This window comes from Curtobacterium sp. Csp1 (assembly GCF_013347185.1).
This window is the reverse complement of sequence record NZ_CP054594.1, coordinates 1,650,249-1,668,992: the sequence shown is the minus strand read 5'-3', so window position 1 is coordinate 1,668,992 and position 18,744 is coordinate 1,650,249. Positions and strand designations below refer to the sequence as shown.

Below are 18,744 nucleotides of genomic sequence, written 5' to 3'. Positions count from 1 at the left end.
CCCGCCCCGCGCCTCCCGTCCGGTCTCACGAAGGGAACGCAATGACCGACCAACCAACGTGGGAGCTCTCCGGCTTCGGCGACGAGATCGACGCCGACCCCACGATCCAGGTCGCCGTGCTGCAGGCGCTCGGCGCCTCCGCGATCGAGGTGCGGAGCGCCTGGGGGGTGAACGTCGTCGACCTCGACGAGGACCAGCTCGCCGGCCTGCACCGCCTGTTCCACGAGCGCGGTCAGACCGTCTCCGCCATCGCCTCACCGATCGGCAAGGTCGCCGTCGACGAACCCGTCGAGCACGAGGTGGGCCGGCTCGGCCGGGCGATCGCCGCCGCGCACGCCCTCGGCACGACGAACGTCCGGATCTTCTCGTTCTACTTCCCGGACCGTGCACCGGAGGACGTCCGCGACGACGTCCTCGTCCGGATGCGGGCGCTCGCCGACCTCGCCGAGCGCGAGGGCGTCACGCTCCTGCACGAGAACGAGAAGGACATCTACGGCGACGTGCCCGACCGTGTGCTCGACGTCGTCGAGAGCGTCGCGTCACCCGCGCTGCGGCTCGCCTGGGACAACGCGAACTACGTGCAGTGCGGGGTCCGCCCGTTCACCGACGGGTGGGCGCAGCTCGCCCCGTACGTCGACTACCTGCAGGTCAAGGACGCGCTCGCCGCGGACGCGTCCGTGCTCCCCGCGGGTGAGGGCGATGGCGAACTGCTCGACACCCTGACCGCACTCCGCGACGCCGGGTACGCCGGCTACGCGTCGCTCGAACCGCACCTCAGCGACTTCACCCACCTCGGCGGGTTCTCCGGCCCCGCGGCCTTCGGTCGCGCCGGTCGCGCCTTCCGCACCCTCACCGAGCAGATCGGAGTCACCCTGCGATGACCACACCACTCAAGCTGGCAGTCGTCGGTGCCGGCGTCATCGGTCGCCACCACGCCCGCGTCGCCGTCCAGCACCCGGACCTGCAGGTCGTGGCGCTCGTCGACGCCGTCCCCGCCGCGGCCACGAGCGCCGCCGACGAACTCGAGTCGACGGGAGCCACCCGTCCGATCACGACGTCCACGATCGAGGAGGCCATCGAACAGACCGACATCGACGTCGTCGCGATCTGCTCGCCGTCGGGCATGCACGTGCAGCTGGCCGAGGCGGCCCTCGCCGCGGGCAAGCACGTCGTCATCGAGAAGCCCCTCGACACGACCATGCCGCGAGCCCGGCAGATCGCGGCGCTCGCCGCGGACGCTCGCGAGCGCGGACTCGTCACGAGCGTCATCAGCCAGCACCGGTTCGACCCGGCGTCGGTCGCCGTCGCCGGTGCGGCACATGGCGGCGACTTCGGGACCGTGACCTCGGGGGTCGCGAGCGTGGCGTGGTACCGGTCGCAGGGGTACTACGACTCGGGCGACTGGCGGGGCACCTGGGAGCTCGACGGCGGCGGCGCCGTGATGAACCAGGGCGTGCACACCGTCGACCTGCTCGTGTGGGCCCTCGGTCGTCCGGAGGAGATCTCCGCCCAGGTCGGGCTGCTCGCGCACGACCGCATCGAGGTCGAGGACACCGCCGTCGCCACCGTCCGGTTCCGCGGCGGGGCGCTCGGCGTGGTCCACTGCACGACGGCCGCCTACCCGGGCCTCTCCGCGCGCTGGGCCGTGTACGGCACGCACGGTTCCGCGATCGTCGACGACGACCGGCTCGCGTACTTCCACGTCGCCCCCGACACCGCGACGCTCGAGTCCGCGGCGACGACGGCGAACACCACCGCGGTGGCCGACGCCGCCGACCAGAAGGACCGGGTCGTCCCGCCCGAGCACGTCGTCGGCGGGCCGGTCGAGCCGGACCACTTCGCCGCCGGGCACGCCCGGCAGTACACCGACATCGTCGCCGCGATCCGCGAGGGCCGGGACCCCGGCGTCACGGTCGACGCCGCCCTCGTCTCGCTCGCGACCGTCCGCGGGCTGTACGTCAGCGCCACGCTCGGCAAGCCGGTCCGGATCGACGACGTGATCGAAGGCCTGTACGACGACGTCGTGCCGGTCGTCGGAGCGCCGTCCCGCACCGTCGCCACCGCCACCACCGCCACCACCGCCGCCAGTGAAGGAGCAGGCCTATGAAGTTCTCCGTGTTCACGGCGTCCACCCCGGACTGGACCCCGTCGCAGGCCGCCGAGACCCTCGCCGAGCAGGGCTGGGACGGCATCGAGTGGCGCATCGTCGACGACCGCACCGAGGACGGCTCGTCCGGCTTCTGGGCCGGCAACCGGTCGACCTGGCAGTACAGCGGCATCACCGAGCAGGTCGGCGAGATCGCCCGGACCACCGACGCCGCCGGGCTCGAGTACTCGGGCATCGGCGGGTACCAGCCCGTGTCCGACCGTGCCGGCGTCGAGACGATGCTCCGGGTGACGAGCGAACTCGGAGCCCGTCAGGTCCGCGTCACGATGCCCTGGTACCGGCGCGAGCGCGAGCGCACGCACGAGACGTACGGGCAGATGTTCGACCGCACCCGGGCCGACCTCGAGTGGACGGCCGGTCGCGCGGCGGAGCTCGGGGTGAAGGCCCTGGTTGAGCTGCATCACATGACGATCACCCCGTCGGCCTCGGCGGCCCTGCGACTCGTCGACGGCCTCGACCCCGCGCACGTCGGTGTCATCCACGACCTCGGCAACCTGGTCATCGAGGGACACGAGGACCACCTCGCGGCCTTCGAGCTCCTCGGCCCGTACCTCGCCCACGCGCACGTCAAGAACGCCCGGTGGGTCGACACCGGCGACACCCGTGCCGACGGCAGCCGGGTCTGGCAGCACGAGTGGGCGCCGCTGCGTGACGGGCAGGCGTCCGTGTCCGAGTACCTCGATGCGCTCCGCCAGGTCGGCTACGACGGCTGGGTCACGATCGAGGACTTCTCGACCGACCTCCCGCTCGCCGAGCGCACCGCGGACAACCTCGCCTACCTCCGCTCCCTGGTCCCGGTGGCGGCATGACCGACCGTCGACCCGGCATCGTGCACCTGGGGGTGGGTGCGTTCGCCCGCGCACACCTCGCCTGGTACACGCAGCACGCCACCGGCGAACCGTGGGGGATCACCGCCTTCACGGGACGCTCGCCCGCGGCCGCCGACGCGCTCGCCGCGCAGGACTGTCGGTACACCCTGGTCACGCGGGCAGCGGACGGCGACGTCGCCGAGGTGGTCGACACGATCGTGGCCGCTCACCCCGGCACCGACGACACGGCCTGGAGGCGCGCGGTCGCGTCCCCGACGACGAGCATCGTCACGCTGACGGTCACCGAGGCCGGGTACCGCGCCGGTTCCGACGTCCCCGCCCGGTTGGTCGACGGGCTCGCCGCCCGGCGGGCGGCGGACGGCGGACGGATCGCCCTGGTGTCGCTCGACAACCTGACGCACAACGGCGACGTCCTCCGGGACGCCGTGCACGCCGCGACGGCGGACCCCGACCTCCGAGCCTGGATCGACGACCACGTGACCTTCCCATCGTCGATGGTCGACCGGATCACCCCGGCGACGACCGACGACGACGTGGCCGGGCTCGCCGACCTGCCGGGCGCCCTGCCCGGCGACCGTGTCCCCGTCGTCGCCGAGCCCTTCGTCGAGTGGGTGCTCGAGGACGCCTTCGACGGGGTCGACCGCCCCGCGTGGGAGACCGCCGGGGTGCGCCTCGTGCCCGACGTCACCCCGTTCGAGCAGCGGAAGCTCTGGCTCCTCAACGGTTCGCACTCGCTCCTGGCGTCCCTCGGACTCCTGCTCGGGCACGAGACCGTCGCCGAGGCGATGGCCGACCCCCGCTGCCGCGCAGCGGTCGAGCAGCTCTGGGACGAGGCCGCCGCCGAGCTCCCGCTGCCCGCTGCCGAGGTCGACGACGCCCGGGCCGCCCTCGTCGAACGCTTCGCGAACCCGCGGATCCGCCACACCCTGCGGCAGATCGTCGCCGGGAGCGCGGCGAAGCTGCCGGTCCGGGTGGTCGACGTCCTGCGCCGACGACTCGACCGCGACCCGGCCGCCGGCGTCGGACCCGGCGCCGCGACCGCCCTCGCGGCCTGGTGGCTGCACTGCACCGAGCAACCGGAGCTGGTGGACGACCCCGGGGCGCCCGGGCCAGACTCGGACGTGCACGACGTCCTCGCCGTGGTCGCGCCCGACCTCGACACCACCCCCGTGGTCGACGCCGTCACCGCGGCGGCCGACCGCATCCGCACCGCCGCGGCACCTGCTCGCGGCACCGTCGACGAAGGAGTCCTCCGATGAGCACGAGCACCACGAACCCGGCCGCGCCCGTGCCCGGCGCCGGCGACGGGGGAGCGGCGACCGACCCGACCGCCGGCCGCCCGGACACCTGGGCCTCGGCCGACCGCGGGCAGCTCATCGACCGGGCCGAGGTCGTCGTCACGAGTCCGAACCGCAACTTCGTCACGCTGAAGCTCACCACCGCCGACGGTGTCACGGGGCTCGGGGACGCGACGCTGAACGGCCGTGAGCTCGCCGTCGCCGCGTACCTGACCGAGCACGTCGTCCCGCTGCTCGTCGGACGGGACGCGAGCCGCATCGAGGACGCCTGGCAGTTCCTCTACCGCTCGTCCTACTGGCGCCGCGGCCCGGTGACGATGGCCGCGATCGCCGCCGTCGACATGGCACTCTGGGACATCAAGGGCAAGGTCGCGGGGATGCCCGTCTACCAGCTGCTCGGCGGTGCTTCGCGGACCGGGCTCATGGCGTACGGGCACGCTTCGGGCAAGGAGCTCCCGGAGCTGTTCGACTCCATCCGCGAGCACCAGGAGGAGGGCTACCGGTCGATCCGCGTCCAGACGGGGGTCCCCGGACTCGAGAGCATCTACGGCATCGCGTCGAACAAGACCACCGAGGGCAACGCCGGCGTCCGGTACGACTTCGAGCCGGCGCAGCGCGGGGCCTTCCCCGCGATGGAGGACTGGGACACCCGGGCGTACCTGCGCCACGTGCCGACCGTGTTCGAGGCCGTCCGGAACGAGTTCGGCCCCGAGCTGCCGCTGCTCCACGACGGCCACCACCGGATGACCCCGCTGCAGGCCGCGAAGCTCGGCAAGTCCCTCGAGCCCTACGACCTCTTCTGGCTCGAGGACTGCACCCCCGCCGAGAACCAGGAGGCGCTCAAGCTCGTCCGCCAGCACACCACGACGCCGCTCGCGATCGGCGAGGTGTTCAACACGATCTGGGACTTCAAGGACATCATCCGCGACCAGCTCATCGACTACGTCCGCGGTGCAGTGACGCACATGGGCGGCATCTCCCCGCTCCGGAAGACGATGGACTACGCCGCGATGTACCAGATCAAGTCCGGGTTCCACGGGCCGACGGACATCTCCCCGGTGGGACTCGCGGCGCAGATGCACCTCGGGATGGCGATCCACAACTTCGGCATCCAGGAGTACATGCAGCACGGGCCGCAGACGAACCAGGTGTTCCGGCAGACGTTCACCTTCACGGACGGCTACCTGCACCCGGGCGACGAGCCGGGCCTCGGCGTGACGCTCGACGTCGACGAGGCCGGCAAGTACCCGTACGAGCAGGCGTACCTGCCGTTCAACCGGCTGGCCGACGGCACCGTCCACGACTGGTAGCGCGCCCGCCCTGCCCGTGCATGCTGGGGGCGTGGAGTTCGCGGACGTGGCGAGGGAACTGCTCCTCGTCGCGCCCGCGGACTTCGTGCGGGAGCGCACCGCCCGGCAGCGTGCGGTCCGCGGGGACGACCGTGCGCTCGCGACCCGGATCGGCGGGCTCCGGAAGCCCGCCCCGGCCGCCTGGGTGGTCGACCTGCTCGCGCACGAGGGCGCCCTCGACGAGGCGGTCGCCCTCGGACCGACGATCCGGCAGGCCCAGGCGGACGCCGACCCGGACGCGATCCGACAGCTCCGACGCCAGCGGTCCGCGGTCGTCGCCGCACTCGCCGAGACCGGAGCCGACCGGGCCGCCGACGCCGGGCACCCGGTGACCCCGGCGGTCCTCGAGCAGGTCCGGGCAACCGTCGAGGCCGCGATGGCCGATCCGCACGCGGGCGCCGCGGTCCGGTCGGGGTTGCTCGTCCGTCCCCTCGAGAGCGCCGGGTTCGACGCCGTCGACCTGGACGGCGCGCTCGCCGACCCCGACGCGGTCCCGGAGGCCTGGTCCGGCAGCGGTGCGGAACCGGTCCCGATCGCGAGCGCGAGGAGCGCGCGGAAGCCGAGCCGCGCCTCCAGGCCGGCGAAGCCGTCGCAGCCGAAGACCGAGTTGAAGCCGAAGTCCGAGCCGGAGCCCGAACCACGCGTCGACCCGGCGGCGGAACGCCGGGCGGCCCGCGAGGCGGAGCCCCTCGCCCGCACGGAGCCCCGCGACGCGGACGCCGCGCTCGACGCCGCCGAGACGGACCTGGAGCGCGCGGAGGACCACCGCGCCGACCTCGAGCGGCAGCTCGCCGACGCCACGGCCGAGGTCGAGCGCGCCACCCGTGCCCGCGACGACGCCGAGGCGGCGAGCGACCGCGCACGTGAGCTCCTGCGCGCCGCACAGCGCCACCGCCGCGACGTCGGGCACTGAACCCCGACGACGGCCGGGATCGACCACTCATCCCCTCGGATGAAAGCCACCGCTCCCGCTCGCTCCCGCGCCGGAGCCCGCCCTACGCTCGCCGACATGACCTCCTTCCTCCGCCGCCGGGCACGGCACCTCCTGGCACCCGCCGCGGGCGCCGTGTACCTCGTGCTCTGGATCGTCGCCGAGGCCGGACGCGCCGACCTGACCGGCCACGTGCTCGTCGTCAGTGCGTTCGCCGTCGCGATCGCCCTGGCGTCCTGGATGCCCGCGACGGCCCTCGGCCTCGTGGTGGTCGTCCCGCTGCTGCAGGCGCTCCACCTGCTCGCCCGCCCGCGGGACACGACGTGGCCGGAGTACCTGGCGATCGCGATCGTCGTCGGGGTCGTCGGTGCCGGCCGGTCCGGGCTGCTGCGGTGGCTCGCGGTCCCGGTCCTCGGTGTCGCGAGCGTCGCGGCGGCCTGGGCGATGGCCGTGCCGACCGTGGCCGACCCGGACGTCTGGTCGAACTGGACCGCCTCGGGCGAGGGGACGCGCGGCAGCCTCGTCCTGCTCTCCCTCGCCATCGCGGGTGCGAGCGGCATCGCCTGGGCGGTGGGCGTCGCGATCGGTGCCGCGTGGCGGATCGGGCTCGCCCGCACCAGGGCCGCCGTCGCGGAGCGCGAGACCGCGGTGACGACCGCTGAACTGCGCGCCGAGCAGGACCGCGCCCGGATCGCCCGCGACGTCCACGACTCCCTGGCGCACTCGCTCGCGGTCGTGGTCTCGCAGGCCCAGGGCGCCGCGGCGGTCGCGGGGTCGGACGGCCCGACGGCGACGGCACTGCGCGACATCGCCGACGTCAGCCGCAGCGCGCTCGGGGACGTCCGGTCGCTCGTCGAGCGGATCCAGGGCACCGGTCCGGCCGCGGCGCACGGGCTCGCCGACGTGCCGGACCTCGTCGAGGACATGCGCGAACTCGGCATGCGGGCAACGCTCGAACAGCACGGGGACCCCGTCCGGCTCGGGACCGCGACGGACGGTGCCGTGCACCGGATCGTGCAGGAGAGCCTGACGAACGTCCTCAAGCACCAGGGGCGCACGGCCGAGGCGCGGGTCGTCCTGGACTGGCGCGGGCCGGGACTCGGCGTCGTCGTGACCTCACGCGGGGACGCGCCGCTCGTCGCCCTCGACGGCCCGGGATCCGGGGTCGACGGCATGCGTGAGCGCGCCCGGCTCGCCGGCGGCTGGCTCCGCGCGGGGGACGGCGACGACCCCGACGAGTTCGTCGTGACGGGCTGGCTCCCGACCGAGGCCGGCCGGTGAGCGCGATCCGCGTCGCGGTCGTCGACGACCAGCGCCTGTTCGCGTCCGGCATGCGGATGCTCGTCGACGCGCAGGACGACATGTCCTGCGTCGGCACCGCGGGCGACGGCCAGGCGGCCCTCGACCTCTGTGCCGCCGAGGACCCCGACGTGCTCCTCCTGGACCTCCGGATGCCGGTGCTGAACGGCATCGAGACCACGGCCCGGCTCGCCGAGCGCGGTGGGGAACGCCCGCGGGTGGTCGCCCTCACGACGATCCGGCGTGACGAAGCGGTGCTCGCAGCGCTGCGCGCCGGAGCCGCCGCGTTCCTGACGAAGGACGCGCTGCCGGAGGTCGTGCTCGCGACGATCCGAGACGTGCACGAGGGGCGCCCGGCGCCGACCGAGGCCGAGGCTCTCGACCTGCTCCGCACCGACGGGACCCTCGTCGAGACACCCCGTCCGGACGCAGTGCTCGACGCCCTGAGCGCCCGCGAGCGCGAGGTGTTCCTGCTCGTCGCCAAGGGCCTGAGCAACCAGGAGATCGCGTCCGCCGTGTTCCTCAGCGAGGCCACGGTCAAGACGCACGTCCGCGCGGTGCTGACGAAGCTCGGGCTCCGGAACCGGATCCAGGTCGTCATCACCGCACACGAACGCGGCCTCGTCCGCGCCTAGGGGGAAACCATGCGTCCGACCCAGCGTGCCGCGAAGACCGGCACCCTGCTCCTCGTCGTCGCCGGGCTCGGCGCGGCCGTCCTGCACCAGCTGCCCGAGCCGGCCGACCAGGCGATCCGACCCACCGCCGAGCGGGACCTGGAGACCTGGTCGATGCCGCTCGACGGCTACGTCCAACCCGGGTCCTCCGAGGAGACGTACGCCGTCAACCTGCTCGTGCAGCCGTGCCTGGTCGACCAGGGCATCGACTCCCCGATGCCCTGGGCGACGCTCGACGGTCTGCGAGCCCAGTCCGTCGTCGACGAGACGCCCGAGCGTGGCAACCCGTCGCCGGCGCTCGCCTGGTCACGACCACTGAGCGCTGATGATGCCGCTCGCCGCGGCTACCACGCGCCGTCGACGGACGGTGCGAACGCCTCTGGCATCCTGGCGTGGGGGCAGGACCCTGAGCGCAATGCCGCGTACACCGCGGCTGCCGGGGCGGAGGTCGACCGCTGCTACCGAGCATCTCGCCGGACGCTCGGCACGGGCAACGGTGCGGCACAGAGCGCCTCGCAGACCGCGAAGCGCCTGACGTACCTCGCGGCCGAGGACGCCCGCCGCACGCCCGAGGTCCGCGCCGCGGCGACGCGCTGGCGGCAGTGCCTCGCGCGGACGGCGACGCATGAGCTCCCCGACGACCCGCACGGCATGCCGACGACGGCGATGCGGCAGGCCTTCGCACTCGAGGCGCGGACGGTCGCGGGCGACGACGAGATCGCCCTCGCCGAGCACGACGTGGCCTGCCAGACCTCGTCCGGGTACCGCGCCGCGCTGTACGACGCGCAGTGGAACCGCCTCCTGCACGTGACGGCGACCGACGCCGCCGTGCTCCGGTCGGCGGACGGCGACCAGGCCGCGCTCGCGGACCGCGTCGCCGCGACGATCGAGCGGCTCGCGCCGCCGGCACCCGAGGGCGTCGACTGACGCGTCGCGCCGACGGACCGGCGGACGTGGGCAGGTGGTCCTGGGGGGACCGGCCCGCGTCCGCCGGGTGGGGAGCACCGGACGGGAGGATCGTGGCGGCGCCGCCACGATCCTCCCGTCCGGTCGTGGGCACCCGCGGACCGCAGCCCGGTCCTGGTGCGACACGCCCGGCTGCTCCTGCTAGACTCGCAAACCGACTTCGGCGAGGGCCGCGTACGCGCGGCCGTGATCGACGCGGTAGGGAGACCCGGCCCAGTCCTGGGAGCGTTCCTCACGCGTGCACGCGTTCGAGTTGCAACACCACAGACCCCCCGATGCCGGCACCCCGGCGTCGACCCCGACACCAGGAGGCACCATGGCCGACTACACCAAGCTCGCAGCGGAGAACCGCACCAAGTTCGGCAAGGGCGCTGCGCGCAAGCTCCGCGCTGCCGACAAGATCCCCGCGGTCGTCTACGGCCACGGCACCGAGCCGCAGCACATCACCCTCCCGGGCCACGAGACGATGCTGCTCGTCCGTACCGCCAACGCGGTCGTCGACCTCGACATCGAGGGTGCGGCCCAGCTCGCCCTCGTCAAGGACGTCCAGCGTGACCCGGTGCGCCAGATCATCGAGCACATCGACCTCGTCGTCGTGCGCCGTGGCGAGAAGGTCACGGTCGACGTGCCCGTCGTCGTCACCGGTGAGTCCTTCTCCGGCACCATCCACGTGCAGGACCTCTCCTCGGTCTCCCTCCTCGTCGAGGCGACCGCGATCCCCGAGCACGTGACGGTCGACGTCGAGGGCCTCGAGGACGGCACGCAGGTCCTCGCCTCGCAGCTCGAGCTGCCGGCCGGTGCCGAGCTCGAGACCGACGCCGAGGCGCTCGTCGTCCAGATCGTCACCCCGCGTGCGACCGCCGACGACATCGCCGCCGACGAGGAGTCCGCCGAGGCGGGTGCCGAGGCCGGTGCCGAGGGCGAGGCCGCCGAGTCGACCGACGCCGACTCCGAGTAGTCACTCCTCGCAGGACGTCTGGCCGACGCTGATGACAGGAACGACCCTCGTCGTGGTCGGGCTCGGGAACCCCGGGCCCGGCTACGCGGGGAACCGGCACAACGTCGGCCAGATGGTCCTCGATGAACTCGCCGCCCGCATGGGTGCGACGTTCAAGAAGCACAAGACCCCGAACCAGGTCGCCGAGGGGCGCCTGGTGCCGGGCGGCCCGAAGCTCGTCCTCGCGAAGCCCGGGTCGTTCATGAACACCTCCGGTGGTCCGGTCTCGAGCGTGCTCGGGTTCTACAGCGCCACCCCGGCCGACCTCGTCGTCGTGCACGACGAGCTCGACCTGCCGTTCGACACCGTCAGGCTCAAGGGCAGCGGCGGGCACGGCGGGCACAACGGCCTCCGCGACATCATCAAGGCGACCGGCACGAACGAGTTCACCCGGGTGCGGATCGGCATCGGCCGGCCCCCGGGACGCCAGGACCCCGCCGACTACGTGCTCCGCGACTTCTCGCCGACCGAGAAGAAGACGCTGCCGAACCTGCTCGCCGACGGCGCCGACGCGGTCGAGGCGATCGCTGAGCTCGGGCTCCTCGCCGCGCAGCAGCGCGTCCACGCTCCTTCGTGACCCCGGTCCTGCTGGCGGCGAACGGGCTCGTGCAGACGATCACGATCGTGGTCGTCGCCGTGGTCGGCCTGACCTTCGTGCTCACGGCCCGAGTCCTCACGCGAGGCGCGGTGCAGCCCCCGGACGACCACACGCGGCTCCCGGAACAGCCCGCGGACCTCGAACCCGGCAAGGACTGACCGCTGCGCCTCGGTCCCCGAACTGGGGGACCACGCCGTCCCCCGCCGATCAGTACGGTCGGCGCCGGGGGAAGGTCCTCCACGAGGGGGCCACCATGCACCGCACCGTCCGCGAGCCCGAGGGCGACGCGACCGTACGACCCAGCACCAGCGGAGGCCATCCCGCCCGTCGCGGTTCCGCCCGTCGCGGTCCGGGCATCCTCCTCGCAGCCGGTGCCGCGGCGGTCGCCGTGGTCCTCGCCGGGGCCGGCGTCGCGCTGGCGGACCCGGGCGCGACCGTCGTCGAGCGCTGGACGCCGCTCCGTGCGGACTCCTCCGCACCGCCCGTCGCGTCGACCTTCGCCGCGCCGAACGACGTCCACGTCGACGCCGACGGCTCCGTCCTGGTCGCGGACTTCGCCGGGAACGGCGTCCTCCGTCGATCGGCCGACGGTGTGTGGAGCGTCGTCGCCCCCTTCGGCACCGGGCCGCGAGACATGTGGAACCCGTCCGCCCTGGCGACGACCGCGGACGGCCGGGTGCTGGTCGCGGAGGCCGGTCGACCCGCCCTGGCGACGGTGGACCCGGGAACAGGGGCCGTCACACGACAGGATGCCCCGCCGGTCCGAGGGCAGGTCAGCGGCCTCGCCGTCGACGGTGCGACCGTGTTCGCCGCGGTGCCCGGCAGCGGTGCCCTGTGGACGGCGCCGCTCGGCTCGGACACGTGGACGACGGTGGACGGCCCGTGGCGGGACCCGTCCGGCGTCGCCCTCTCGGACGACGGCACGGTGCTCACGGTGGCGGACGCCGGTGTCGACGACGTCTGGCAGGTCGACCGCGAGACCGGGTCCGCGGTGGCGCTCGGGTTCCCGGGCGAGCCGGGCAGCACCCTGCGCGGCGTCGCCGTCGACCACGGCGACGTGTTCGTCGTGGACAACGGCGAGGGCAGTGTGTGGGCGAGGGTGCAGGGCTCGTGGCGGGTCGCCGTCTCTACCGCGCCGGACGGGTCGCCGCTCGTCGACCCGACCGGCGTCGCCGTCGGAGCGGACCGCTCGCTCGTCGTCGCCGACTACAACCGGCAGCGGATCGTGACGGCGGCGTCCTCGGGACGGGTGGCCCCCGCGCCGACCGCGGTCCCGACGTCCTCACCCACCGGCACCCCGACCACCACCGTGCCGGACGGTGACCCGACGACCGCGCCGCCCGTCGGTGCGACGAGCCGTCCCTCCAGCGTCCCCTCGGCGTTCCCCTCCGGGTCCGTCGCCGCGGAGCCGACCGCGTCGACGACGGGTGACGCGGGACGGGCCGGTCCCGTGCCTCCCGGCTCCGGCCCGTCGCGGCCGGCACCCACCGACGGGCCGGACCACGCGCGTGCCCTGGCCTGGACCGGCAGTGCACCGGTGGTCCCCGTTCTCGTGGTCTCCGGGCTCCTGCTGCTGCTCGGGGCGGCCGGCGTCGTGATCCGCCGCCGCCGGGCATGAGGCGCGGCCGGCCCATCGCGACGTGGGTCGGACGCGCTCCGTGTTCGCCGATCGCGCACGCCCCGACGCCTGTCGGAGGGCGCCGCTACCATCGTCTGAGTGACGATCTCGGGCATCATCCCTGCGCTCTCGCGCGCCTCCGCGTTCGATCGCGTCCTCCGCGCCGCCGGGCGTGACGCCGACTTCTCCGTCGTCGACGGCCTCCGCGTGCCGCTGCTCGCGGCGCTCCTGGCCGAGCGCGACGGCCCCCAGTGCCTCTTCGTGATCACGGCGACCGGGCGCGAGGCCGAGGCGGTCCGCGGTGCCTTCACGTGCACCGTGCCCGACGCCGAGGTCCTCGAGTTCCCGGCGTGGGAGACCCTGCCGCACGAGCGGCTCAGCCCGAGCGCGCAGACCGTCGGCACGCGCATCGCCACCCTCCGGAAGCTCGCCGCGTGGCAGGACGCCGCGCCGGCCGAGCGCCGCACGACCGTGGTCGTCGCGAGCGTCCGCGCGGCGCTGCAGCCCATCGCCGGCAACCTCACGTCGCTCGCACCCGTCGCGCTCCGCAGCGGTTCCCGCGGCAACGACCTCGGGCAGATCGCGTCGCAGCTCGTCGACCTGGCCTACGCCCGCGTCGACCTCGTGACCCGTCGGGGTGAGTTCGCCGTGCGCGGTGGCATCCTCGACGTCTTCCCCCCGGGGGCCGACCACCCGGTGCGCGTCGACTTCTTCGGCGACGAGATCGAGGCGATCAAGGCCTTCTCCGTGGCCGACCAGCGCACGACCGACGACGACCTGGGTGACGTCGACCTCACCGCATCCCGTGAGCTCCTGCTGAGCGACGACGTGCGGCAGCGGGCGCGCGAGATGCTGCACGAGTTCCCGAACCTGTCCCAGATGCTCGCGAAGATCGCGGAGGGCATCCCGGTCGAGGGCATGGAGTCGCTCGCACCGGCGCTCGTGCAGGACCTCGTCCCCGTCACGAGCTACCTGCCGGACGCCGCGACCGTGGCCGTGCTCTCCCCGGAGCGGGTCGCCGGGCGCGCGCACAGCCTGGCCGAGACGAACACCGAGTTCCTGCAGGCCGCGTGGAGCGCCGCGGTCGCCGGGGCACAGGCGCCGATCGACCTCGACGCGGGCAACTTCCTCACCGTGCAGCAGCTCAAGAACGGCCGCGGGGAGCGCACCTGGTGGACGGTCACGCCCTTCGACTCCGGGCTCGACGAGGGCGACCGCGACCGCGTGCTCACCGACGCCGAGGCCGCGGCCGAGGCGGGGGAGTACATCCGCGTGCGCGCCGAGGCCATCCCGAGCTTCGCTGGGAGCGCGGACGGTGCCGTCGAGCACGTCAAACACCTGGTCGACGACGGCTGGGCGGTCGTCGTCACGGCGCAGGGCAAGGGGCTCGTCGAGCGCGCGGTGCAGGTCCTGGCGGACGCCGGGGTCGCCGCCCGTGCCGGCGAGCTCACCGCCCCGCCGGAGCCGGGCGTCGCCGTCGTCACGACCGCCTCGGTCGAGGCCGGCTTCGCCACGCCGGACCCCCGGATCGCGCTCCTCAGCGAAGCCGAGTTCTACGGCCGCAGCGTCCAGCAGGGCGCCCGCACCGTCAAGAAGCTCGCGGCCCGCCGCAAGAACGTCGTCGACCCGCTGCAGCTCAAGGCCGGCGACGTCGTCGTGCACGCCACGCACGGCATCGGCAAGTTCGTGGAACTCGTCAGTCGCGAGGTCTCGAGCGGCGGCCGGAACGCCGTGAAGACGCAGCGCGAGTACCTCGTGCTCGAGTACGCGCCGTCGAAGCGCGGCTACCCGGGCGACAAGCTGTTCGTCCCCACCGACCAGCTCGACCAGCTCTCGCGGTACGTCGGCGGCGAGAGCCCGACGCTGTCGAAGATGGGCGGCTCGGACTGGGCGGCCGCGAAGTCGAAGGCGCGCAAGGCCGTCCGCGACATCGCGGTCGACCTGGTCAAGCTGTACTCCGCGCGCATGGCGTCGAAGGGGCACGCGTTCGGCCCCGACACCCCGTGGCAGCGCGAGCTGGAAGAGGCGTTCCCGTTCGCCGAGACCGCCGACCAGCTGACGACCATCGACGAGATCAAGCGCGACATGGAGCGCCCGATCCCGATGGACCGCCTGCTGTCCGGCGACGTCGGCTACGGCAAGACCGAGGTCGCGATCCGCGCCGCGTTCAAGGCCGTGCAGGACGGCAAGCAGGTCGCCGTGCTCGTCCCGACGACCCTGCTCGTCCGCCAGCACATGGAGACGTTCCAGGAGCGCTTCGCCGGGTTCCCGGTGCACCTCCGCGCACTGAGCCGCTTCCAGTCCGAGAAGGAGTCGAAGGAGACCATCGCGGGTCTCGCCGACGGCACCGTCGACATCGTCATCGGCACGCACCGGATCCTGTCGCAGAGCATTCAGTTCAAGGACGTCGGCCTCGTCATCATCGACGAGGAGCAGCGGTTCGGCGTCGAGCACAAGGACCAGCTCAAGAAGCTCAAGACCAACGTCGACGTCCTGGCGATGTCCGCGACGCCGATCCCGCGCTCGCTCGAGATGGCGGTCACGGGCATCCGCGAGATGTCCACGCTCGCCACCCCGCCGGAGGACCGCCACCCGATCCTGACCTTCGTCGGACCCCAGTCCGACCTGCAGGTCGCCGCGGCGATCCGGCGCGAACTGCTGCGCGAGGGCCAGGTGTTCTACGTGCACAACCGCGTCAAGGACATCCAGTCCGTGGCGTCGCACCTTGCCGAGATCGTCCCCGACGCCCGCATCCAGGTCGCCCACGGGCAGATGTCCGAGGGCGCCCTCGAGCAGGTCATGGTCGACTTCTGGGAGCGGAAGTTCGACGTCCTCGTGTCGACCACGATCGTCGAGACCGGCCTGGACATCGCGAACGCGAACACGCTCATCATCGACAAGGCGGACAAGTACGGCCTGTCCCAGCTGCACCAGCTGCGCGGTCGCGTCGGTCGTGGGCGGGAGCGCGGCTACGCGTACTTCCTCTACGACGCCGACAAGCCGCTGTCCGAGACCGCGCAGGACCGCCTCGAGACCATCGCCGCGAACAACGAGCTCGGCGCGGGCATGCAGGTCGCCATGAAGGACCTCGAGATCCGCGGTGCGGGCAACCTGCTCGGTGGCGAGCAGTCCGGCCACATCGCGGGCGTCGGGTTCGACCTCTACCTGCGGATGATCGGCGAGGCGGTGTCGCAGTTCCGCGGGGACGTCGCCGAGGGGCAGACAGAGCTCCGGCTCGAGATCCCGGTCGACGCGCACATCCCCGAGGACTACGTCGAGTCCGAGCGGCTCCGGCTCGAGGCGTACCAGAAGCTCTCAGCGGCCTCGGCCCCGACGGCGCAGCCCGAGGCGATCGACATGGTGCTCGACGAGCTCACCGACCGCTACGGTCAGCCGCCGCAGGCCGTGCTCACGCTGGTCGAGGTCTCCCGGCTCCGCCGCATGGCGCAGCAGGTCGGGCTGTCCGACGTCGTCGTGATGGGCTCGAACCTCCGGGTCGCCGGCAAGGAGCTCGCTGACTCGGCACAGGTCCGGCTCAAGCGGATGTTCCCGGGTGCGCGCTGGTTCCCGCAGCAGAACGCGTCGAGCATCCCGCTCCCCAAGCCGCACGGCGAGTCCCTGCCCGACGACGGCCTCATCCAGTGGGTGGAGAGCATCCTCACCGCCGTCTACGGGGCGTCGAAGACGCCGGCCGAGGCACCGGCCGCCTGAGCGGCGACCTCTGGACGACCGGGAGGCACGGTGCCAGCTGGCACCCCTTCCTCGCAGGCTCGGTCGGCGCGCCCCGCGCAACGCTTCGCGTTGCCGCTGAGCGGGGCGCGCCCGTCCGTCAGTGGGTCACCACCCGTGGGTCGTGACCGCTACTCGGTCGCCTCCGCCTCGAACAGTTCGCGCCGAGCGCGGTACCGCCGCGCACGCAGGCTGACGACGACCGCGGAGGCGACCATCGCGATGCCCGAGCCGACGAGGACGGCGAGCACGCCCTCGTCCAGGACCTCCTCGCTCCGCGCGAAGGCCAGTTCGTTCATGAGCAGCGAGACCGTGAAGCCGATGCCCCCGAGCACCCCGACGGTGACGATCGAGCCGAACGACAGCGTCGAGCGGCCGGGCGCGCGGAAGACCCGCGTCGCGGTGGCGCCGAAGACGGTGATGCCGATCAGCTTGCCCACCGGCAGGGCCAGGACGACCGCCCAGAACGTGGGGGAGAGCTCGCCGAGGCCGACGCTCGGCACCACGACCGCAGCCGAGGCGAACGCGAAGAGCGGCAGCACGACCGCGTTCGACCACGGCTCCACGCGCTCGTGCAGCACGTGGCCGGGCCGACGCGGGAGCACCAGGCCGAGGGCGACGCCGGCGATCGTCGCGTGCACGCCGGAGTGGTACACGAGCCACCACGTGACGACGCCGACCGCGACCATCGCGACGATGATCCACGACTGACCGGTGCGTCCCGGGCGGAGCAGCCGCCCGAGCAGGGCGAACACGAGGAGTGCGACGACCGCGCCCCCGAGGGCGGCGAAGTCAGTGCCGTGTGCGAACACCACGGCGATGATGACGATCGCGATGAGGTCGTCGAGCACCGCCAGCGCGAGCAGGAACACCCGGACGGTCGAGGGGAGCCCGCGGCCGAACATCGCGAGGACACCGAGGGCGAACGCGATGTCCGTCGCGGTGGGGATCGGCCAGCCGTGCTGGTACGACGTGCCCGTGGTCACGGCGAGGTACACCAGGGCCGGGACGACCACGCCGCCGACCGCTGCGATCGCCGGGATCACCGCCGTCCTCGGGTTCGAGAGCTCACCCTCGAGCAGTTCGTGCTTCAGCTCGATCGCGACGAGCAGGAAGAACACGGCGAGCAGGCCATCGCTGATCCAGTGCGACACCGACAGGTCGAGACCGACCACACCCCACGGCGAGTGGGCGTCGAGCAGTCGTTCGAGGCCTGGACCGAGCGCGGTGTTCGCGACGACGAGGCCGAGGACGGCGGCGGTCAGGAGCGCGATCGCGCTGAAGCGGGGGGAGCGGACGAGTGCCAGCATGGATCTCCGGGTTCGGGGTACGGGTCGACGACCGTCGACCAGACTTCCCGACACACCATGGCCAGGCTACCGGACCGGCCTGCGTGCGAGCATGGCGCCATGACCGCCGTGGAGGACCTCGTCACCGTCGTCGACCGACTGCTCGCGCCAGAGGGTGGGTGCGTCTGGAACCGGGCGCAGACCCACGCCTCGCTCGCGCGGTACGTCGTCGAGGAGTCGTACGAGCTGGTCGACGCGATCGACGCCGACGACCGCGATGAACTCCGGGAGGAGCTCGGCGACGTGCTGTACCAGGTGGTGTTGCACGCGGGGCTGTCGGCGGCCGCCGGGGGCTTCGACCTCGAGGAGGTGGCCGCCGGGGTCCGGGACAAGATGGTCCGCCGGCACCCGCACGTGTTCGGGGACGAGCGCGCCGACACCGAGGACGAGGTCGTCCGCGTCTGGCGAGCGGCGAAGGCGGCGGAGAAGGCCGGGCGACGGAGCGCGTTCGACGGGGTGCCGCGTGCGATGCCGCCGCTCGAGCGGGCCGTGAAGCTGCTCGAGCGGTTGGACGAGCGGGGGGACGCGGGGGCGGTGGTCGAGCGGGTCGGAGCCGGCGGTTCTGCTGCTCACCCCGGCCCGGACGAGCGGTGGGGGATCGAGATGCTCGCGCAGGTCGCGGCGGCACGGGCTGCAGGGGTGGACCCGGTGGCGGGACTCCGTGCTGCGGTGGCGCGGCTCGAGGAGGTCGGGCGCGAGGGGGAGTGACGGGCGTGTGCAGGCCAGGGCGATGCTCGCGACCGGGCGTCGCGCCGGCGACTGACGCGTCCGGGAACGACGGGCCCGGGAACGACGTGCTCGGGAACGACGCGTCCGGGAACGACGTGCTCGGGAACGACGCGTCCGGGAACGACGCGTCCGGGAACGACGCGTCCGGGAACGGAGAAGCGGGCGTCCTCCCAACCCGAAAAAGGAGGACGCCCGCGAGCGGGCCACGGC

General features: G+C 73.3%; 16 protein-coding genes. 15 read left to right on the top strand and 1 reads right to left on the bottom strand.

Translation table 11 applies throughout. The annotated features are described in order from the left end of the window. Positions 1–41 precede the first annotated feature (41 nt). The 14 genes from HUN58_RS08020 to mfd all read left to right on the top strand — a co-directional run bounded on the left by HUN58_RS08020 (position 42) and on the right by mfd (position 16,438). Positions 42–881, top strand: coding sequence for a sugar phosphate isomerase/epimerase (locus tag HUN58_RS08020; protein ID WP_180225609.1), 840 nt, complete (start codon positions 42–44; stop codon positions 879–881). Then, complete coding sequence (locus HUN58_RS08015; RefSeq protein WP_254631462.1) at positions 878–2,107, top strand: Gfo/Idh/MocA family protein; 1,230 nt, start codon at positions 878–880, stop codon at positions 2,105–2,107. Before HUN58_RS08020 ends, HUN58_RS08015 begins: the two co-directional genes overlap by 4 nt. Beyond that, positions 2,104–2,976 carry a sugar phosphate isomerase/epimerase gene (locus HUN58_RS08010; protein WP_114848891.1) on the top strand — a complete coding sequence of 291 codons (873 nt, stop codon included), beginning with the start codon at positions 2,104–2,106 and terminating at the stop codon, positions 2,974–2,976. The genes HUN58_RS08015 and HUN58_RS08010 overlap by 4 nt, the downstream gene beginning before the upstream one ends. After that, positions 2,973–4,256: a mannitol dehydrogenase family protein gene (locus HUN58_RS08005; protein WP_180225608.1), complete on the top strand. Its 1,284-nt coding sequence runs from the start codon at positions 2,973–2,975 to the stop codon at positions 4,254–4,256. The genes HUN58_RS08010 and HUN58_RS08005 overlap by 4 nt, the downstream gene beginning before the upstream one ends. Then, on the top strand, positions 4,253–5,605 hold the full coding sequence (gene manD, locus HUN58_RS08000; RefSeq protein WP_229666765.1) for a D-mannonate dehydratase ManD: 1,353 nt from the start codon (positions 4,253–4,255) through the stop codon (positions 5,603–5,605). Before HUN58_RS08005 ends, manD begins: the two co-directional genes overlap by 4 nt. A 31-nt stretch (positions 5,606–5,636) precedes the next feature. After that, positions 5,637–6,557, top strand: coding sequence for a hypothetical protein (locus tag HUN58_RS07995; protein WP_180225607.1), 921 nt, complete (start codon positions 5,637–5,639; stop codon positions 6,555–6,557). A 96-nt stretch (positions 6,558–6,653) separates the two neighbouring features. Continuing rightward, positions 6,654–7,856 (top strand): sensor histidine kinase, encoded by a 1,203-nt coding sequence (locus HUN58_RS07990; protein ID WP_180225606.1) that lies wholly within the window; start codon positions 6,654–6,656, stop codon positions 7,854–7,856. Beyond that, positions 7,853–8,509 carry a response regulator transcription factor gene (locus HUN58_RS07985; protein WP_114848895.1) on the top strand — a complete coding sequence of 219 codons (657 nt, stop codon included), beginning with the start codon at positions 7,853–7,855 and terminating at the stop codon, positions 8,507–8,509. The genes HUN58_RS07990 and HUN58_RS07985 overlap by 4 nt, the downstream gene beginning before the upstream one ends. 9 nt (positions 8,510–8,518) lie before the next feature. Continuing rightward, positions 8,519–9,475 (top strand): hypothetical protein, encoded by a 957-nt coding sequence (locus tag HUN58_RS07980; RefSeq protein ID WP_180225605.1) that lies wholly within the window; start codon positions 8,519–8,521, stop codon positions 9,473–9,475. Positions 9,476–9,830: 355 nt separating this feature from the next. Continuing rightward, positions 9,831–10,472 (top strand): 50S ribosomal protein L25/general stress protein Ctc, encoded by a 642-nt coding sequence (locus HUN58_RS07975; protein ID WP_114848897.1) that lies wholly within the window; start codon positions 9,831–9,833, stop codon positions 10,470–10,472. 31 nt (positions 10,473–10,503) lie between these two features. Next, positions 10,504–11,088, top strand: a complete 585-nt coding sequence (gene pth / locus HUN58_RS07970) for an aminoacyl-tRNA hydrolase (protein ID WP_058742290.1) — start codon at positions 10,504–10,506, stop codon at positions 11,086–11,088. After that, positions 11,085–11,267 (top strand): hypothetical protein, encoded by a 183-nt coding sequence (locus HUN58_RS07965; protein WP_114848898.1) that lies wholly within the window; start codon positions 11,085–11,087, stop codon positions 11,265–11,267. The genes pth and HUN58_RS07965 overlap by 4 nt, the downstream gene beginning before the upstream one ends. 95 nt (positions 11,268–11,362) lie before the next feature. Next, positions 11,363–12,727 carry a hypothetical protein gene (locus HUN58_RS07960; protein ID WP_180225604.1) on the top strand — a complete coding sequence of 455 codons (1,365 nt, stop codon included), beginning with the start codon at positions 11,363–11,365 and terminating at the stop codon, positions 12,725–12,727. Positions 12,728–12,826: 99 nt separating this feature from the next. Then, complete coding sequence (gene mfd, locus HUN58_RS07955) at positions 12,827–16,438, top strand: transcription-repair coupling factor (RefSeq protein ID WP_180225603.1); 3,612 nt, start codon at positions 12,827–12,829, stop codon at positions 16,436–16,438. Positions 16,439–16,587: 149 nt separating this feature from the next. On the opposite strand, the gene nhaA is transcribed toward mfd, so the two are convergent. Beyond that, positions 16,588–17,766, bottom strand: a complete 1,179-nt coding sequence (nhaA, locus tag HUN58_RS07950; RefSeq protein WP_180225602.1) for a Na+/H+ antiporter NhaA — start codon at positions 17,764–17,766, stop codon at positions 16,588–16,590. A 99-nt stretch (positions 17,767–17,865) separates the two neighbouring features. Between nhaA and HUN58_RS07945 the strand changes: the two genes are divergently transcribed. Beyond that, complete coding sequence (locus tag HUN58_RS07945) at positions 17,866–18,513, top strand: MazG family protein (protein WP_167510017.1); 648 nt, start codon at positions 17,866–17,868, stop codon at positions 18,511–18,513. Positions 18,514–18,744: the final 231 nt, after the last annotated feature.

Coding starts and splice junctions, on each gene's coding strand:
- HUN58_RS08020 (WP_180225609.1), top strand. CDS start 42: ATGACCGACCAACCAACGTGGGAGCTCTCCGGCTTCGGCGACGAGATC.
- HUN58_RS08015 (WP_254631462.1), top strand. CDS start 878: ATGACCACACCACTCAAGCTGGCAGTCGTCGGTGCCGGCGTCATCGGT.
- HUN58_RS08010 (WP_114848891.1), top strand. CDS start 2,104: ATGAAGTTCTCCGTGTTCACGGCGTCCACCCCGGACTGGACCCCGTCG.
- HUN58_RS08005 (WP_180225608.1), top strand. CDS start 2,973: ATGACCGACCGTCGACCCGGCATCGTGCACCTGGGGGTGGGTGCGTTC.
- manD (WP_229666765.1), top strand. CDS start 4,253: ATGAGCACGAGCACCACGAACCCGGCCGCGCCCGTGCCCGGCGCCGGC.
- HUN58_RS07990 (WP_180225606.1), top strand. CDS start 6,654: ATGACCTCCTTCCTCCGCCGCCGGGCACGGCACCTCCTGGCACCCGCC.
- HUN58_RS07980 (WP_180225605.1), top strand. CDS start 8,519: ATGCGTCCGACCCAGCGTGCCGCGAAGACCGGCACCCTGCTCCTCGTC.
- HUN58_RS07975 (WP_114848897.1), top strand. CDS start 9,831: ATGGCCGACTACACCAAGCTCGCAGCGGAGAACCGCACCAAGTTCGGC.
- pth (WP_058742290.1), top strand. CDS start 10,504: ATGACAGGAACGACCCTCGTCGTGGTCGGGCTCGGGAACCCCGGGCCC.
- HUN58_RS07960 (WP_180225604.1), top strand. CDS start 11,363: ATGCACCGCACCGTCCGCGAGCCCGAGGGCGACGCGACCGTACGACCC.
- nhaA (WP_180225602.1), bottom strand. CDS start 17,766: ATGCTGGCACTCGTCCGCTCCCCCCGCTTCAGCGCGATCGCGCTCCTG.
- HUN58_RS07945 (WP_167510017.1), top strand. CDS start 17,866: ATGACCGCCGTGGAGGACCTCGTCACCGTCGTCGACCGACTGCTCGCG.